The organism is Stenotrophomonas sp. A3_2 (assembly GCF_036624925.1).
In the GTDB taxonomy this organism is placed as follows: domain Bacteria; phylum Pseudomonadota; class Gammaproteobacteria; order Xanthomonadales; family Xanthomonadaceae; genus Stenotrophomonas; species Stenotrophomonas hibiscicola.
The window spans coordinates 80,794-95,793 of the sequence record NZ_JAZKVY010000238.1; the positions used below are offsets into that span (position 1 = coordinate 80,794).

Below are 15,000 nucleotides of genomic sequence, written 5' to 3' on the forward strand. Positions count from 1 at the left end.
AGCTTTCGGCGCGCTTGCGGGTCTGAGGCCGCCATCCAGGCGGCCTCACCCACGGTGACTTCAGCGGCAACTTCGGTCAACCATGCCCTGCGAGCGACCATGCGTTCGCACTGGCCTTGGAAGGGCGGTTAGAACTCCTGCCAGTGCGCTGCGTCCGCAGATACCTGCCGTGCGGGACGAGCTGGCAATGCCTTCGGCGGGGTTGGCTTGCCCGCGTAGGCGGTTTGAGAAAGGCGGGAGCCGTCCACAGCACCTGGCTTGGCCAAGCTTGCACTGGCCGTGGCTGGCGTCTTTCCCTGCGCGCGTTCATTCACCTTGAAGACCGCGCCGGCGGTTGCCAGCTGTACCGACTGGTCTTCCATGGATCGGGCAGCGGCGGTCGCTTCTTCCACCAACGCGGCGTTCTGCTGGGTCGTTTCGTCCATCTGAGAAACAGCCTGGTTCACTTGCTCGATGCCCGACGCCTGCTCCTGAGAGGCGGCAGATATCTCACCAATGACGTTGGACACGCGCTCAACCGAGCTGACAATCTCAGACATCGTCTGGCCAGCCTGGTCAACCAGCGCCGATCCTTGAGCGACCTTGGCCACAGAGTCCTCGATTAGCCCCTTGATCTCCTTGGCTGCAGAGGCAGAGCACTGTGCCAACGTGCGCACCTCGGAGGCCACCACGGCGAACCCTCGACCCTGGTCCCCGGCTCGAGCCGCCTCCACGGCCGCATTGAGTGCGAGGATGTTGGTCTGGAAAGCAATGCCATCGATCACGGAGATGATGTCCCCGATGCGGCGCGACGAGGCTTCGATACCCCCCATCGTCTCCACTACTTTCCCGACCACTCCACCGCCCTGCCCGGCCACGCGCGAGGCCCCACTGGCCAACTCGCTGGCCTGGCGTGCATGCTCAGCGTTTTGGTGCACGGTGGAGGTAAGCTCCTCCATGGACGCCGCCGTCTCTTCCAAGTTGGCCGCTTGTTGTTCGGTGCGTCGCGACAAGTCGCCATTGCCCGCGGCAATTTCCGTCGACGCGGTACTGATTGCCGTGGATGCCTGCTGGATGCGGGAGACGATATCGGTCAGCTGAGCCACGGTCGCGTTAGCGTCTTCGCTCATCGTCGCAAAGACGCCGCGGAAGTCGCCTTCCATGCGGTGGGTCAAGTCGCCAGAGGCAATGGCCTGAAGCAAGGTGGAGACGGCGCTGAGGCTGTGGTCAGCTGTCTCCATCAGACGGTTGAGGTCCGAAACCATCAATTCAAAGTCGTGCTGGAACGCAGACGTGTTACCGCGGGCGGAGAAGTCGCCGTCGGCAGCCGACACTGCCAACCGCTTGATCTCCGTGTTGATCGCCAGCAGACTTGCTTTGGCAGCGTCCATCGATTCGTGGAGCACGCCCGGGAGCCGGGCAGGCGTCGCGCGTCACGCCGCAGGTCACCGGCCGCATACTCGTTGAGCACTTGGATGGCATCCAGGATGGCCTCAAGGTGCTCGAACACCATTGTGTTCATGCCCTTGGCCAGCTCGCCGTAGACACCGGGCAGGTCCTCCGGAATCCGGTGCGAGATGTCTTCGGCCTCGTGAAGCTTGACCATGACCTTGGTGTCGTTCGAAAAACGCTCCAAGGTGGCAACCATTTGACGGAGGGAGAGCAGCATCTGGCCCGCCTCATCGCGGCTCTGGTAGTCGGTTCGCACGTTGAGGTCGCCATTGGCCACGCTGCGGATAGCGGGCAACGCCTCACCAATGGGCCGGGTGACCGAACGGCTGATCGCCCACCCCAGCACGCTTGCGACCAAGTACAGCACCGCCAAGACCAAGCCTGTGATCGACATCAGGTTGTTGAGGCTTGCTGCGTTGGTTGCGAGTTCAGCCTTCATGCCGCGAAGGCTGTATTCGCTGACTTTATCCATGGCGTCGAACAGCGCCACGCGCTTTGCCCTGGATTCTGTCACCGAGATCGTCTGCGCGGCCTCGGCATCGCCAGCGAGGAGCGCAGCGTGAAGCTGATCGTGGATGACAAAGTAATCGCTCAACGCAGCGCTGACCGGCTTGAACAACGCGGCATCTTCGCCATCGGCGAAGGACCGCAGGTATTGCTTCACCAGCTCGTTGATCTTGGCCTTGCCCGCCACGATCCGCTGTTCGTATTGCTTGACGGCCTCAGCGGAAGTGGCTTCGCTGACCTGGGAGGTTTCGTAGATGCGGAGATCGCCGAACTGCGCACGCATCTCTCCGATGGCATAGCTGCCAGGCGCCCAGACGGACTCAATCCTGGACAACTCCTGCTTCGAATGTGACGCGCGGACAATAGTGAAGATGCCCAACGCCAAGGTCATGCTGGTCGTTATGGCGAATGCCAGCATCAGTTTTTTGGAGATGCTTCCGACGTGGCTTCGTCGGCGCACAGGAAGAACACGGCGTCGCCGTGGCTTGAAGCACTCAACGCGCTATGAATGGAGATAAGCGCGGCGAAAGGAGACCTGACGAAGGCCTCCTGGTAACTGTGGCCTTTGATCTCGCTCGCCGTGGCCAACAGCGCGCGCTTGGCCTGCTCCGCTCGATCAGAAAGCGGCCGATTGCTGGAGTCGGGAAATCCAATGGCGAACGACGTATTCAGGAGCCAGTTCTTGAACGCTGTCTGCAGGACAACGATCTGGTCGCCGTCTTGAAAGTGACGGTGCTGAACGACAGTGCTTCTGATCATGCAAGTAGCGCGCATTGATGGGCAGCAGCGACGTTCGCTTCCAGCGTATCCACTGTAAAGAGGAAGGCTTGCGGTCCAATGCACTCCAAAGGGCGGATGCATGTTGCCAGTCAGCTAGCGCACGTGCGCGCCTGCCGGTTCGCCTCTGCAATCTTTGCCAAGCGCCTCGATCCAGGAATCGATCTGTTTGACGCCGTAGGGCTTGGACAAAACACCCCGATCCCGGTGCCGGCTGATCACATCGTTCGGATGAAGCGTGGAGGTAAAGAAGAAAGCGATGCCATCGCGCCGAAGTTCGTCTGCCAACTTGTATGCACTGCGCCGGGCGTCAGGGCTGGCGGGCACATCCAGAATGACGACGTCGACGTGCCCCGCTTGCGCTGCGCGCAAGGCTCCTGAGCTGAATTCCAAGCATTCGACGTCATAGCCGAGCTCTCTTAGTTCGACTCCAACCAACTCACAGATGGAGGTTTCAATGTCCACGAAGAGAACGTTCATGTGGATTGCCGTTCCACAAGGTCGGGTCAAATTTTCCACACGGTCAGCAGCTGGTTCAAGCTAGTTGGGACGACTTCTGCTTTCGGCAAAGCGCACAAGGAGATCCATCGCCGTTGAATTCATTGCGTCCGCATCGCCCCGCTGAGAGAAGCTGGCCCAGTCTGCCATCGCGATGCTCTGCAGCTGGCCCTCCTTGGCCAAAAACAGCCGCATAGGCCACCGCGGCAGCCGACGTTGCGAGACACGCCCGCGTGCCAACTCGATGAAGTTCAGGTGGCTGCGCACTTCGGATGCCCTGGCGTAGGCAACGCGAAGGCCATCCGGTGGACCCTCCAGGTAGGACAGGAACCGGGCCCCGTCGCACAAGGTCACCCCGGTCACGCCGGCCTGTCTGTTGAACCGCTCCGCGTCGGCTATCAACTCAACCAGCCGCCCAAGGCTAAGGTAGGGGCTGGCCTCACTCACAAAAACCACCGCACGGTTTGGCATGACACGCTCCTAAGATTGCTTCAGACCCAACAACCTGACGGGTCGGGAAGAGCAGCAAGTGCTACACGGCAACCTTTGATTTTGCCTTCCAGGCGCCTGTTTCCAGATCCTTCCGCAGCACCCAGTCCTTCGCCGGAATCTTTGCCCCACGGGCGGTCAGGTAGTCCGGCATGAATAGCATGATCTCCCCCCCTTGAATCAGACAGCTGGTCGAGAGGACCACGCCGTCACTGAGCTCGACCAAGCAGGTGGTTCTCTCGCCCAGTTCAGCCTGCTCGCCTGTCAGGGACGCGGTGGCCCCTGGGTAGATGTGGCTGTGAGTAAATTCCAACCGCATGGCATGCCCCTGTCGAATGCCTCAAATTCATGACTCCCCTGCTTCCACTGTGCAACGTGAATCGGGCGGCCTACAGAGGAAATCCGTTACCCATCACTGCGGAACGTCATCGAGACGATTGCCGACCAATGCGGCAAGCCGCTCCATCCCCGTTTCTGGGATGAATTTCCCTCCGAAGCGTTGGGAGAAATTCACCCAGTTCGACCTCATCAGTGCTTTGAGCTCGGCTTCTGAAATCCGCAGGAAGAGCAATGCATGCGCAGGGAACCGCAACTGCTGGATGGATCCCCGCGCCAGCTCAACGATTTCGGTATGCAGGGTGAAGGACTGGGTGTAAACGGAGCTCGCAGCCACCGCACTCGCTGTGCCTTCCAAATACGTTAAAAACCTGCTGCCGTCGAAGCATACAACTGCACGCGAGCCGCACTTGGCATTGAACTCTCGGCCTGCACGCATGACTTCGGGCAAGCGCTCCTCACCGATCTCTTCCACAGCCGCGCTTACGAACACCACCGCACACTTAGACATTACGGGCTACCTTTCACTCGGCACCAGTGCAAGCCGGCCAACGTGGATCAGCTGTGTACAAAACGCAGGCCAGCTTGAATTTCAGTTTTCAGTTGCGCTATTCCTGAACCTTTAAGAGTGCACCATGGCTAGCCCCGTCCCCGACTCAAGTTGGCTGCAAGAGCGATGACCTCGCTAGGGATCACGGCCCCGAGGTGCGCGAGAACCGCGGCTTGGACGACCTCTGTGTTGCAGAGGAAGAATATCCCGTCTCGCGGCCCAGCCGACGTCAGAGACCGGTTGACACTGATCACCGAAGCTGGCACATCGCTCACGAACACTTCGTGAAACTTCGACCCCGCAAAGCGCGCTTGGAGGGCTCTCCGACTTGCTTTCGTGTCCTGCCGTAGCTCCACACCGTATTTTCCAGACAATCCGATGCCACTGGCGGTAAATACGTAATGATTTTTAAACGAGGTCAACCACACCAGAATCGGTCCGCCCTCGGCGAGAACGCGTCTGTGAGCAAGCTTGCTACGTATCATCGGGCTGCTCGTTGTTGGCCTGATTGATCGATTCGTCCCTCTTGTGGCTCCGTGGGCGGCGCGAATTGCGAGCTACGAACGATGGACAGGATCAGTATCCGACAGCGGCAGCGGTGAGAGCAACGCCTGCGCGCCGCCCGTCATTCTGGCCGTCCGGGTAGATGGGCTCCACGCACCACAAACGGCCGATCTGTAAGCGAAACAAACCGAGCGGGCTGTGTAGGGCTTAAATCCTTTGGCGGCCCGACAGGCTCAGCCGAAGCGATCATTGCTCCGCCGATTCAGACCCCCGGTGCACGCGAGACAGACGCCAGCCACCGTGCGACTTGAAATAGCCGGTGTCGCCCGTCAACGAATAGCGGACTCCGGCCCAAATCGATGTCGCTACGGAGCTGTGCCAAGCGCGAGCCTTCTGGTAGGCGTAGTGAAACGAACGCATCATCTCGCTCTCCTGCGGCGCAACCATTCCCGGCAGGACGGCGCCTTGAAGAGCGCGATTACAAGCTGGAGCAGCGCCAGACCAGTTGCGGAAGCCAAGATAACCATAGCAAGAGACAAAAGTAGTTCCATGATGGGGTCCTACAGTCCCACGGGTTGGCAGCAAGTCATAGCGCCCGGGCCATTGGCGCTCAGCGGCCCCCTGTCCGCTTGGGGGTGAAGATCGCCGCAACCGCGTGACATCGGCGTGAAAGTCATCTGCCGATCGTTTGCCTATGAATCCACCCAAAGGTACCCCTGCATCGGCGCTCTACCCCAGCCAAGTCGAGTTGATTGAACGGTTCAGGCAATGTGCCTATTTCCATCAGTTAGCCTTGCCAATCTTTCGGAAGAATCATCCGACACTGGCCGCTACGTTACCGATGGGTCAACTCCCGCACGTTGACCGTTCGACACAGTTTCCCCGCCGCTTCTAAAATCAACCGAGTAGATGCGGCGCTGGTGCGCAATCGATCGCGGATGAGGCGCCAAGAAAAAGCCTCCGGCGGACATCTACGCCCGATCAGCTTTAGCCGCTGAGGCCAATGGCAGGCAGCAGCTAGCTTCAATTCCCTCTGCCGCACCACACCCTCACCCATCAGTTTCGATATCAAGACTTAGGCCTTTACCGCTGCATCCTGATTTGATCGCATGCAGGACCAGATGCAACAGCAAGCCAGACGAACCAAGGCCCTTCGCGTGTGACCGCGGTGATCTGCGCTTGAATGGGGATTCTCGCCCCCGTCCCCCGTTGCCGGGTGAGATGGCCTCGACGGCACACCCACGGTAACCAAAGCTCTTCGGGCCACCATCAGGGGCCCATGGGCATCCGGTGTCAGACTTCTTCCCGGAACACGTCGAATTTCTCGGCCAGCCACTGCTCCACGGTTTTCCCTTTGAGCTCTTGGGCCAAGTAGCTGGCGCACAACGAGCTGCCGTCCGAACGCAGGTTGGCCACCGTGTGCGCAGCCATGACTGCAGCCCCAAACAGGTGCCCCTGGGTGCGCCCGTTTTCCTCCCACCCTTTGGGGAGCGATTCAATGGCCGCCAAGGCTTCTTGCCCTGACAGGTATTGGATGCAAGTCAGGTAGGACCATTGGAGGCCCACTTCCTCGCGCAAGCGCCTGCCGGCGGCCTTCTCGTCCAATCGGCCCTCGGCACTGTCCAGCAGCACGTGGGCGGCCGCGATGGCTTTGCCTTGCGGCGAGAGCCGGCTCTTCTTCTTGGGGCACAGGCCGCGCATGATCAGGCCTTCTTGCCGGCCTTCTTGGCGACGGCTTTCTTCGCAAGTTTCTTGACGGCCTTCTGGGCGGCCTTCTTCACCGGCTTGCCCGCCTTCTTGACCACCTTGCCCGGTGCCTTCTTCGATGCGCCATGGGCCGGGGGAACTTCGCTCCGGGGTTGGCCTGAGCCCACGCCTTGCCCTCGGCGGACTTGGCCCACGCGGTGAAGGCCTTGGGGGCCAAATCCCGACCTGCCCACGTCTCACCGGTTGGGAGGCGATACTTCGGCGCGACCTTGCCCAGCTTGCGGCCCTTTCGGGGTCCCGGGGCAGCATTGGCGGCGTGCGCCGGCTTGGCGTCGATCGTTTCTCCGATGAGCTTGGCCACCTGCCGCCGCTGGGCCGGACTGAGGACCTTCGCATACTTCTGCAGGACCGCCAGGGCTTTGGGCACCTCGCCGTCGCGCTTCTCCACCAGTTTCTTCTGGGCTTAGAGCTGTTTGATTTCGGCGTTGAGGGATTTCAGGGTGGTCAGGGCCAAAGGAGCGCTCCGGTAGGGAATCCAACGGTTATAGCCCATCGTTCCTAGCATGGCCACCCGAACGGGCCCCATCTTGACACCCACCACCCTGGGGCGCGATAACTCCCTTGCCGCGAGGGGAAATGCCCCCGGCGTATTGCCTGCTTAGCTCAAGGCAACAGGTTCCCGATTCGATCGCACAAGCGACGACGGGATGGTTTTTCCTGTTTTTTGAGATCTAAGCATGCCCAAACTCCAACGGTTGAGAACCGAGGCTTTCCTCGCCCAGAAGGGCCGGTGCTGCTATTGCAGCCTGCCGATGTGGAACGCCTCTCCCGATGAACTAAGGCCGTTCGGCCTGAGCGCCAAAACGGCCACGCCGCTCCGTTGCACCGCTGAGCACCTGGTGGCCCAGCAAGAGGGCGGCAAGGACGTGGTAGGCAACATCGCTGCCGCCTGCTGGCTCTGCAACATGCGCCGGCACAAACGCAAGTCGCCGCCCTCCCCCGAGGCTTACCGCGCGTTCGTGCAGAAACGCTTGGCGAAGGGCAAGTGGCACCCGCCGAGCGTGGCCAAGTTGCGCCTCAAAACGCGTGGAACGCAACCACCCGACGGATGAGTTCCGCCACGCTCACGTGCTGCCGCTGCGCCTCGCGGCGGACGCGGTCGGCCAGGTCTCGGGAAGCCCGGATAGGCGGCAAGCGGTCGTCCCTGGGGCCGGCAACGGGAGAGCGCAGCAGTTGGGGGCGCGCCAGGTAGGCGGTGAGCCATTGGCGCACGGCTTCGCTCTCGCTCACCCGGCTGCTCTAGCGCGTGCGGCCAATGCCTGGCGCAAGGTTGAAGAAAGGGACACTTTCGGCAGCACGGCCGTCAAGGGAGGCTTGGACGTCAGCGTCACAGCCTCTGCCTCAGTCGGCCCACGGGGGCTGGGCGGAAGAAGCGCTCCAATCGTTTGGTCTCCAGCAACGCTTCCATGAAGGCCCCCATGGCGTGGGTATAAGCGTCCTCGCTGGCCGCCAACCGCAAGCTCAGCGCAAGCCGTTCCCACTTTCCGTTCGGTGCGCATGCGATGGCGAACAACCAGTGGTGCGTCCAGTCATCCTCCAACCGATCGGATGCAACGAAGAGCACCCGGTGATCACGCTGGAACGGCAGGAACGACAGCGCCTGGTCAACCGCATGGCGGTGGGCAGCCTGTAGCCGTGCCCTCTCCTCGCCGTCGGTGTCCAGTAACGCCGCGAACCCTTTGGGCAGGCGCAACGAAACGCGGTAGCCCGCCGCCCGGGCGTGGTGGCCCTCGCCTTCGCACAACCGCTGCTGCCCATCGAAATCCTGGCCCATAGCGAAGCGCCGCATGGCCTCCTCGGTCACTGGCCCACCGGGCTTCAACTGGGTCAACCACGCACCACCCCAGCGCAACGCGGCCAAGGGCGCCTCCAGCAGTTCTGCGAAGGCGAACCCATCGGCGAACACGTCCTCCCGGCAGAGGCAGGTGAGTTGCAGGTTCATGGGATCACCCTCATAGCCGTGCCCTACTATTAGGAACGGCTTTCGTTGCGCCAGGGAGAGTCGCATCCAAACGCAGGGCCTCTTGTTCCGTTTCCCATCTGCATAGGCGATCGCGTATTTCCGGACGTTGCTGTTCGAGCCACGCATCGGGACGTGGCTCTGCATTGACAAACTGCAACCAAGCCTTCGAACGCGGATTGGCCCCTGCCTGCAACAACAGGTCGAGCAGCTCCACGTTGCCCGCCAGATAGGCGAAATAGATAGGTGACCGCCTTATCTCGCCACAGTCGTAATCCGCGTCCGGATCTGCGCCAGCTTCGAGCAGCACGCGACAAACCTCGAGCCACCTTCGCCCATTTTCTTCCCATGGACTGTCCTGCATAACAGCAAGAATAAGTGGCGTTTTTCCATCTTTTCGCTCCCGAGCGTTCACATCAGCGCCATCTGCAATCAACTGCTCAAGCTCCCTCAGCTGGAACCCTCCTTCGCGGTCGAATAGCTGAAAGATGGGTGGCATCCGGCGATGCCTTCTCCATTTACCCATGCGTTTCTCAATGACATAGCGGGGGATCAGGATTGGAGACAGCAGCGTCAATACAAGGAACTCCACGCGAACCTTCCAGATCGGCTCTTGAAATAGATTTGGTGGGTTACGCAAATCCTTTAACCATCCCCGCACACCCTTTTTTATACTTGCCACGAAATTCATGTCAGCCCCCCATGGAATACATTTGTATCCCTTCAGATCCATGCAAGCAGAAAGGGACATCCTGTCCAGAGGGCTTTACTGACTAAAGCGGAAAAACGCTGGGGTTGCACGACAGTTTGCCAAACTGTCACCCTCCCCTTGCGCGTTTCCGCTACAGCGGAAAATCAGTGGGTCAGGAGGACGCATGGCCAACACCGACTTACTCGCTGCAATTCAACAGCGCAACCCCGCCCAGGTGGCCCTGGCGATCGGGCGCGGGGCCCAACCCAACGCGCAAGGCCTCAGTCAGGCGCTCCCAGGTTCCGTCGGGGGCGCAGGCGGTGGCGAACAGCCAGTGATGCGTCCAGTCGCCCCCCAAGCGATCGGACGCGACAAACAGCACCTGGTGATCCCGTTGGCATGCCAGCGACAACAACGCACGTCCAACGGCTCGAAGGTGGGCGAACCGCAGCAGGTCGCGTTGTTCCGCGTCAGCCATCGCCAACTCATCGATAAATCCCTCCGGCAGGCGAAACCCCACCCGGTAGCCCGCTGCACTTTCGTAATGAGCGGCGCCCTCCCACAATTGCTGAATCCCATCGAAGTCCTGGCCCAACGCGAAGCGCCGCATGGCTTGCTCGGTCACCTGTCCGCGCAACTTCAACACAGACAGGCACGAACCGCCCCAGCGAAGCCTGTCCAAAGGTGTCCCCAACAGCGCACTGAAAGAAATGCCGTGGGCGATGATGTCCTGGCGACAGAGGCACGAGAGATCAATCACCAGAGGCCTTCCTTCTTGCACGCCTCAGGGTATTGGCTGGAATGGCTGCAAGGACGTTCCAGAATGTTCTTCGAAAACTCATAAGCGCCAAGCGCGTAGTCGGCCTCCCAATCCACCAACTCCTTGTTGTCGCCTTTCAGGCAAACCGCCCATTGGTAGCGCTTAACCTCATCCTCTCCCCTCTGGAAGAGCTTGTAAGCCTCTATCTTCTCAGTGCCCGGCACGTTCATCCGGTAGAGCACCTTAAAATTGTCGGCTGCCGCCACACGCGCCTCGTTCAGCCTGCAAGTCAGCCCATCTTTTTCCCACGTTCCATCGGAGCATTCTTTGGGAACGCCCTCGTCGGCCACGGCAATGATCTCGGCAGCCATGGGCATCGCCTCCTCGATCGCCTGCGCCCTCTTGGTTACCGCATCCTTCTTTTCCAGCTTCTCCGTCAAAACGGCGATGGTGAAGAGGACGCAAAAAAGCGCCGACATCCCCAGGGTGAACTTACCAACCTCGCTCAGGATGTCCCACGCCCGGTCCCAACCCTTCATGCACCCTCCTTTCTGGAATACGTTTGTATTCCTTCTCCCCCATGCAAACAGAGAGCGGCGCGGTGTCCAGGGCTTCGGGACGGCTAAACTCAGAATGTGCGGCCTCTGGCCGACAGATTCAGAAGCCCGCATCCTCCACCGACCTTGAAGGCACCCATGCCCGTCTCTGATCCCCTCGCGTTCGACCTGCTGCGGGCGTTCGCGCAGTTGGAGTTTCGCCTCAAGAGCGACCCAGGCTTTCTTCGGGCCGGTCCCTACCGAATGGCCCAGGTGAACTGGCCTGCGGTGGATGAGGCGGTGTCACGGCTGGACGATCCACTCTTCTTCGATCGGGTGTCGGACAGCACGCGCGAGCAAATCCTCACACCTCCACGTGATCGCCCGATGGTCCAGGAGGTGGCGGTGATCAACGGCCTCAACCACGCTGTCTTCCAGCGCCTGCCCCTTCATCAATCCAATGCCCGCGCTTTGATCGAAGCGGCACGCCGCGTGCGCAACAACCTCTTCCACGGGGGCAAGGAGGAGCCGCATTTGGGCGATGATGACGAGTGGGCCGCCGCCGCACTGGACGTGGCCGAGTGCCCGCTTCACCTGCTGAACTATGGCACGCTTAGATCGGGGGTAGGCCCGTGGGGGAGATGGGACGCCCATGCTTTACCTGAAGACCGAATAGCTTGTCGCCGGCAGACACCGGCCGACCGGTAAGCTGCTGTGCGCGCGGCAGCAGATCCAAGAGCACGCATCATAGGATGATAAAGTCCGCCCCAGCTGGACAGCTGATCTGACATTGGAGTTGCAATGGACCTAGAAGTGATCGAAGCAGTGCTGCTGAAATGGGCTCGCCAAGAACCTATCATCGCGAAGATCCACTTGTTCGGGAGCCGGCTAAGAGGCGATCATCGCCCCGACAGCGACATTGACATCGCGGTGGAGCTTGATCTTTCAGCGGCACCAGGAGTCGACTTTAGCGATGGGTTCGCGACCTTCAGCCGATACTCCGAGCACTGGGAGGCCGAACTAGCGCAACGACTGCCCATCCCGGTTGACTTGGAGTTCTACCATGGCCCCGAGGAAACCCCGATCCTCCATGCGGGGCTCGAACGGTCGGGAAAGCTCATCTACGAAAAGTTTCGTTAGAACATCGCGCTCCGGAGCACCTAACGCCGCCGCCCCAGCCCCGACTTCCGCCCTGAGCCACGAGCGCTTCGATTCCACCATTTCACTATTTCGATGGAACCAAGCGCTCACCCGGGCTACTCAAAGAGACAACACCGGTTAAATGTCGTGCTGTTTGACAAAGCGAGATACCTTCTGCGCCTCAAGGTCTTTGTTCCAGGCCTTTGCAAAATCGTCTGGAACATCTAGGTTTGCCTCGTCGAACTTTACGGTAGCCGGCAATTCACGCCAGAACAGTTCAATAGACGCAGCAAAGTCATCGACGTGAACATCCGACACCTCCATGTCGGTGTCGTCGAACAAGTTCCATCCGTGAGAACTTGCTCGCAAGAACTCCGGGTAGCGCAGCTGGAGATCGTCCAATGACTTCCCCTCCCCGTGCTTGAACACATTGACGACCAACCGCATGGCATCAATGCGTGGGTAACAGGCGAGAGCAGAAAGGTCCAAGCCGATGGCTTCAAGCAACCTCTCCAGCTTCGCGCTATCCAGCTTCCAAAGAGCGCGCCGCGTGTTGTCGCCGATCACCAACTTGGGCCACCTAAACTCACGAACGAGGAAGCGTCGAAATGTCTTGTCCCAATGGTGATACATGCCAGCCACCACACTGAGGCGGGTTCGATCATGCATCTCACTTAGAAGCTGGTAGAACTCGACGCCGTGATCGCGCGCAGCGTCCGCTAGATCGCCAGGGTCGTGCCAGTCAGGGTCGAAGGACTGACCGCTGCGCTCCCAGTGCTCGGATTCCGCTTGATCGGCCTCCGCCTCAATGTTGGCGAACTGAGACAGAAGGCGGGTCTTGGCCTGCTCAACGTAGAACCGATGCTCCGAGACGCGGAGCTCCCGTTCGGAATCCACCAGCTGATAGGCGCTCCACTCGCGGCCGCTCATGCCGGCTGAACCGCAGGCGGGGCATCCAGCCATTCGATCAAGGATCGAATGCCATCTGCGTCCGAGCAGCAATCTTCCAGTGGCTCGCTCTCCAATCGGACTTGGAGAGATAGCCAGGCGTGTTCCGACTTCTCCGAAATCCCAAGGTGAGGCTCAATGGCACCAGCGCCCCACAACCAAAGGCCTTGAGCACGCAGTTTCTGTATTAAAGCAGCGATGTGGGGCTTTGCTTGGTCATCGGCCGCAAGCAACTCGAATGCCTTCGAAGCCGGCCCTTGAATCCCCTTGCAAGGCAACGCTCCGTCTAAAGTCACGACGCCCGCGCCTGCCATCCTCGCGAGAACGTTCTTGCACGCAGCAACATCGGGATCATCCGCCTGCAGGAAACCATGCTTTGTTGCTTGGCGGAAAGCGAAATCCAAGTCCACGATGGCACACGCAGGCAACCCTAGGGCAGACAAAACTTCCATTGACTTACGAGTATCCGAGACCCCACTCATCGCAACAATTGCCAACGATGACTGCCCCATGGTTTTGCCCGCCACCAACTGGAAGATGGATGGCAACAGCCGGAGTTCGGTCTTCCCTTCTGTGAGCACGACTTTGTCGGCAAACAATATCTGAGACGAATTTGTCAGGCTGAATAGCTGCTGGAGTTGATGCGTGGGATTGTCCACCAATTGTTCTACGACGGATTGCATGCGCGGACGGGCTTTGGTTCCCTCCGGATGCTTTTTCGTCATTAGCAGAGCGTTCTTCGCGTCCTTGGCCAAGATCATCTGAGCAGAGTGGGTTGAGAACACGACCTGATATCCAGCCTCTGACAACGCACGCAAGGCTTCACGCACCTGCTCCACTGCAAAGGGGTGCATGAAGAGTTCCGGCTCGTCCACCAGCAGTAGCGTTACTCCGCCCGCAGCCGCTGCTCCACGCTTGAGATCCGCCAGATGCCGGACCATGGCCATCTGGATGGCGCGCTGCGCGCCATGGCCGTATGACCCGAAGGCACGTCCACGCCCCTCCCCTTCGTAAACTTTGACAGTTCCCGCCTTAATGAGGTCATTGAAGACCGGCACTGGGAAATCCAGCTTGATGTGGATACCAGGAAAAAGATCCGAAATCTTACGATTGATTGAATCGTCGATGCGACCCAACTCTTTAAAACGATCCCCACCTTCTGCAGAGATCATTCCTAGGATGGCTGCCAAGTGCGGGGTCAAGGCCTCCTCGTGCTGCTCTTGGATAGCGGCAAGCATCGAGGCCAGCAGCTTGCCGATCGTGGTCGTCGTCTTGGCCTTACTGGCGTCCTCCTCAGCATTCTCCATTGCTCCGATGCGAATAGGATCTGGAAAGAGTGCTGAGATGGCGTTATCGATGCCCGTAGGGTTCGGCTCCCAGTCGCCTGTGTCGGGATTCATCACGGTCAGTTCGGTGTCGCCCCCAGGCACCTGCTGTTCGCGACGAACCATCAGCGCCCCGTCCCGAACGTGTCCTTCAATCTTCTTTCGGTGCTTTTGCTCCAGGACCGCCAGATCAGCCTCGGTGATCCCACGCAGTGTTCCCATCACTTGCACCGGCAGGGTCGGCTCGTGGAAATCTTCCACACCAAGCTTTGCCTTACGCACGAGCCATTGGAGCGCGGTAAGACAATTGCTCTTCCCGCAATTATTCAACCCAACCAGCGGTGTAAAGCTGGTCAGCTGCAAGCTTGTGGAAACACATGATCTAAAATTCAGAACATCCAAACTTGAGATGTAGACAGCCATTCCATTGCCCCCTGTTATCCTGATTACTTACCGATCGCTGCAGCTGATCGGTAAGGCTGCTGTTGTTTTCATCCCTCAACTGCGCGATGAGGCAGACGGCCCGCCCGTCGCTGCGCTCGGCCCACAACTGTCCGACCAGGCGCCCTCCCATTTTCCGGCCAGCCGTAGATCAGTCCCCGCCGTTGTAGTCCACCACCAGCAGGAGCCCTTCAGCAAGACGAGCGACGAAGCCTGGTTAGCCCCGAAGGTCTACCGTTGCCCAGCATATCAATCATTTATCACAACAATACTTTCGGCGATACTACCCTTTCCAGCCTTCAGATTCAGATCCATGGACCAGGGACAGTAGTGCTCCGGA

The 15,000-nt window shown here is 59.8% G+C and carries 16 protein-coding genes and 1 pseudogene; 3 read left to right on the top strand and 14 right to left on the bottom strand.

Features of this window, described 5'->3' with window-relative positions; all coding sequences use genetic code 11:
• Positions 1-128 precede the first annotated feature (128 nt).
• The 7 genes and pseudogenes from R5H29_RS09020 to R5H29_RS09050 all read right to left on the bottom strand — a co-directional run bounded on the left by R5H29_RS09020 (position 129) and on the right by R5H29_RS09050 (position 6,793).
• A pseudogene (locus R5H29_RS09020) lies at positions 129-2,356 on the bottom strand (methyl-accepting chemotaxis protein).
• The gene (locus R5H29_RS09025) at positions 2,356-2,697 is read right to left on the bottom strand and encodes a hypothetical protein (protein ID WP_125892003.1); all 342 of its coding nucleotides are present in this window, start codon (positions 2,695-2,697) and stop codon (positions 2,356-2,358) included. Before R5H29_RS09025 ends, R5H29_RS09020 begins: the two are co-directional and overlap by 1 nt.
• Positions 2,698-2,811: 114 nt before the next feature.
• Positions 2,812-3,195 carry a response regulator gene (locus R5H29_RS09030; protein ID WP_046429004.1) on the bottom strand — a complete coding sequence of 128 codons (384 nt, stop codon included), beginning with the start codon at positions 3,193-3,195 and terminating at the stop codon, positions 2,812-2,814.
• A gap of 60 nt (positions 3,196-3,255) precedes the next feature.
• The gene (locus R5H29_RS09035; protein ID WP_061478940.1) at positions 3,256-3,684 is read right to left on the bottom strand and encodes a BLUF domain-containing protein; all 429 of its coding nucleotides are present in this window, start codon (positions 3,682-3,684) and stop codon (positions 3,256-3,258) included.
• Positions 3,685-3,745: 61 nt separating this feature from the next.
• Positions 3,746-4,021 carry a hypothetical protein gene (locus R5H29_RS09040; RefSeq protein ID WP_049452609.1) on the bottom strand — a complete coding sequence of 92 codons (276 nt, stop codon included), beginning with the start codon at positions 4,019-4,021 and terminating at the stop codon, positions 3,746-3,748.
• 93 nt (positions 4,022-4,114) lie between these two features.
• On the bottom strand, positions 4,115-4,549 hold the full coding sequence (locus R5H29_RS09045; RefSeq protein WP_006375649.1) for a BLUF domain-containing protein: 435 nt from the start codon (positions 4,547-4,549) through the stop codon (positions 4,115-4,117).
• A gap of 1,836 nt (positions 4,550-6,385) precedes the next feature.
• Entirely contained in the window at positions 6,386-6,793 is a 408-nt protein-coding gene (locus tag R5H29_RS09050; RefSeq protein WP_061478942.1) for a hypothetical protein, read from the bottom strand.
• Positions 6,794-7,536: 743 nt separating this feature from the next.
• Between R5H29_RS09050 and R5H29_RS09060 the strand changes: the two genes are divergently transcribed.
• Positions 7,537-7,911, top strand: a complete 375-nt coding sequence (locus R5H29_RS09060) for an HNH endonuclease (RefSeq protein WP_082783308.1) — start codon at positions 7,537-7,539, stop codon at positions 7,909-7,911.
• On the opposite strand, the gene R5H29_RS22960 is transcribed toward R5H29_RS09060, so the two are convergent.
• The 5 genes from R5H29_RS22960 to R5H29_RS09080 form a co-directional block, all read right to left on the bottom strand.
• Positions 7,877-8,089, bottom strand: coding sequence for a ribbon-helix-helix protein, CopG family (locus R5H29_RS22960; protein WP_049462733.1), 213 nt, complete (start codon positions 8,087-8,089; stop codon positions 7,877-7,879). The genes R5H29_RS09060 and R5H29_RS22960 overlap by 35 nt on opposite strands.
• Positions 8,090-8,186: 97 nt before the next feature.
• On the bottom strand, positions 8,187-8,801 hold the full coding sequence (locus tag R5H29_RS09065; protein ID WP_157805966.1) for a relaxase domain-containing protein: 615 nt from the start codon (positions 8,799-8,801) through the stop codon (positions 8,187-8,189).
• 10 nt (positions 8,802-8,811) lie between these two features.
• The gene (locus tag R5H29_RS09070; RefSeq protein ID WP_157805965.1) at positions 8,812-9,510 is read right to left on the bottom strand and encodes an ankyrin repeat domain-containing protein; all 699 of its coding nucleotides are present in this window, start codon (positions 9,508-9,510) and stop codon (positions 8,812-8,814) included.
• A 199-nt stretch (positions 9,511-9,709) separates the two neighbouring features.
• Positions 9,710-10,270, bottom strand: a complete 561-nt coding sequence (locus R5H29_RS09075) for a hypothetical protein (RefSeq protein WP_061478945.1) — start codon at positions 10,268-10,270, stop codon at positions 9,710-9,712.
• Positions 10,267-10,809, bottom strand: coding sequence for a hypothetical protein (locus R5H29_RS09080; protein WP_061478946.1), 543 nt, complete (start codon positions 10,807-10,809; stop codon positions 10,267-10,269). Before R5H29_RS09080 ends, R5H29_RS09075 begins: the two co-directional genes overlap by 4 nt.
• Before the next feature lie 156 nt (positions 10,810-10,965).
• On the opposite strand from R5H29_RS09080, the gene R5H29_RS09085 reads away from it, so the two are divergent.
• Positions 10,966-11,514, top strand: coding sequence for a hypothetical protein (locus R5H29_RS09085; protein WP_061478947.1), 549 nt, complete (start codon positions 10,966-10,968; stop codon positions 11,512-11,514).
• Between the two features lie 93 nt (positions 11,515-11,607).
• Positions 11,608-11,946, top strand: coding sequence for a nucleotidyltransferase domain-containing protein (locus tag R5H29_RS09090; protein WP_046272133.1), 339 nt, complete (start codon positions 11,608-11,610; stop codon positions 11,944-11,946).
• A gap of 138 nt (positions 11,947-12,084) precedes the next feature.
• Here the strand turns inward: R5H29_RS09090 and R5H29_RS09095 are convergent, their stop codons facing one another.
• Both R5H29_RS09095 and R5H29_RS09100 read right to left on the bottom strand, forming a co-directional pair.
• The gene (locus R5H29_RS09095; RefSeq protein WP_046272134.1) at positions 12,085-12,876 is read right to left on the bottom strand and encodes a hypothetical protein; all 792 of its coding nucleotides are present in this window, start codon (positions 12,874-12,876) and stop codon (positions 12,085-12,087) included.
• A complete protein-coding gene (locus R5H29_RS09100) occupies positions 12,873-14,642 on the bottom strand; it encodes an ATP-dependent endonuclease (protein ID WP_082783310.1) in 1,770 nt (589 codons plus the stop codon). The genes R5H29_RS09095 and R5H29_RS09100 overlap by 4 nt, the downstream gene beginning before the upstream one ends.
• Positions 14,643-15,000: the final 358 nt, after the last annotated feature.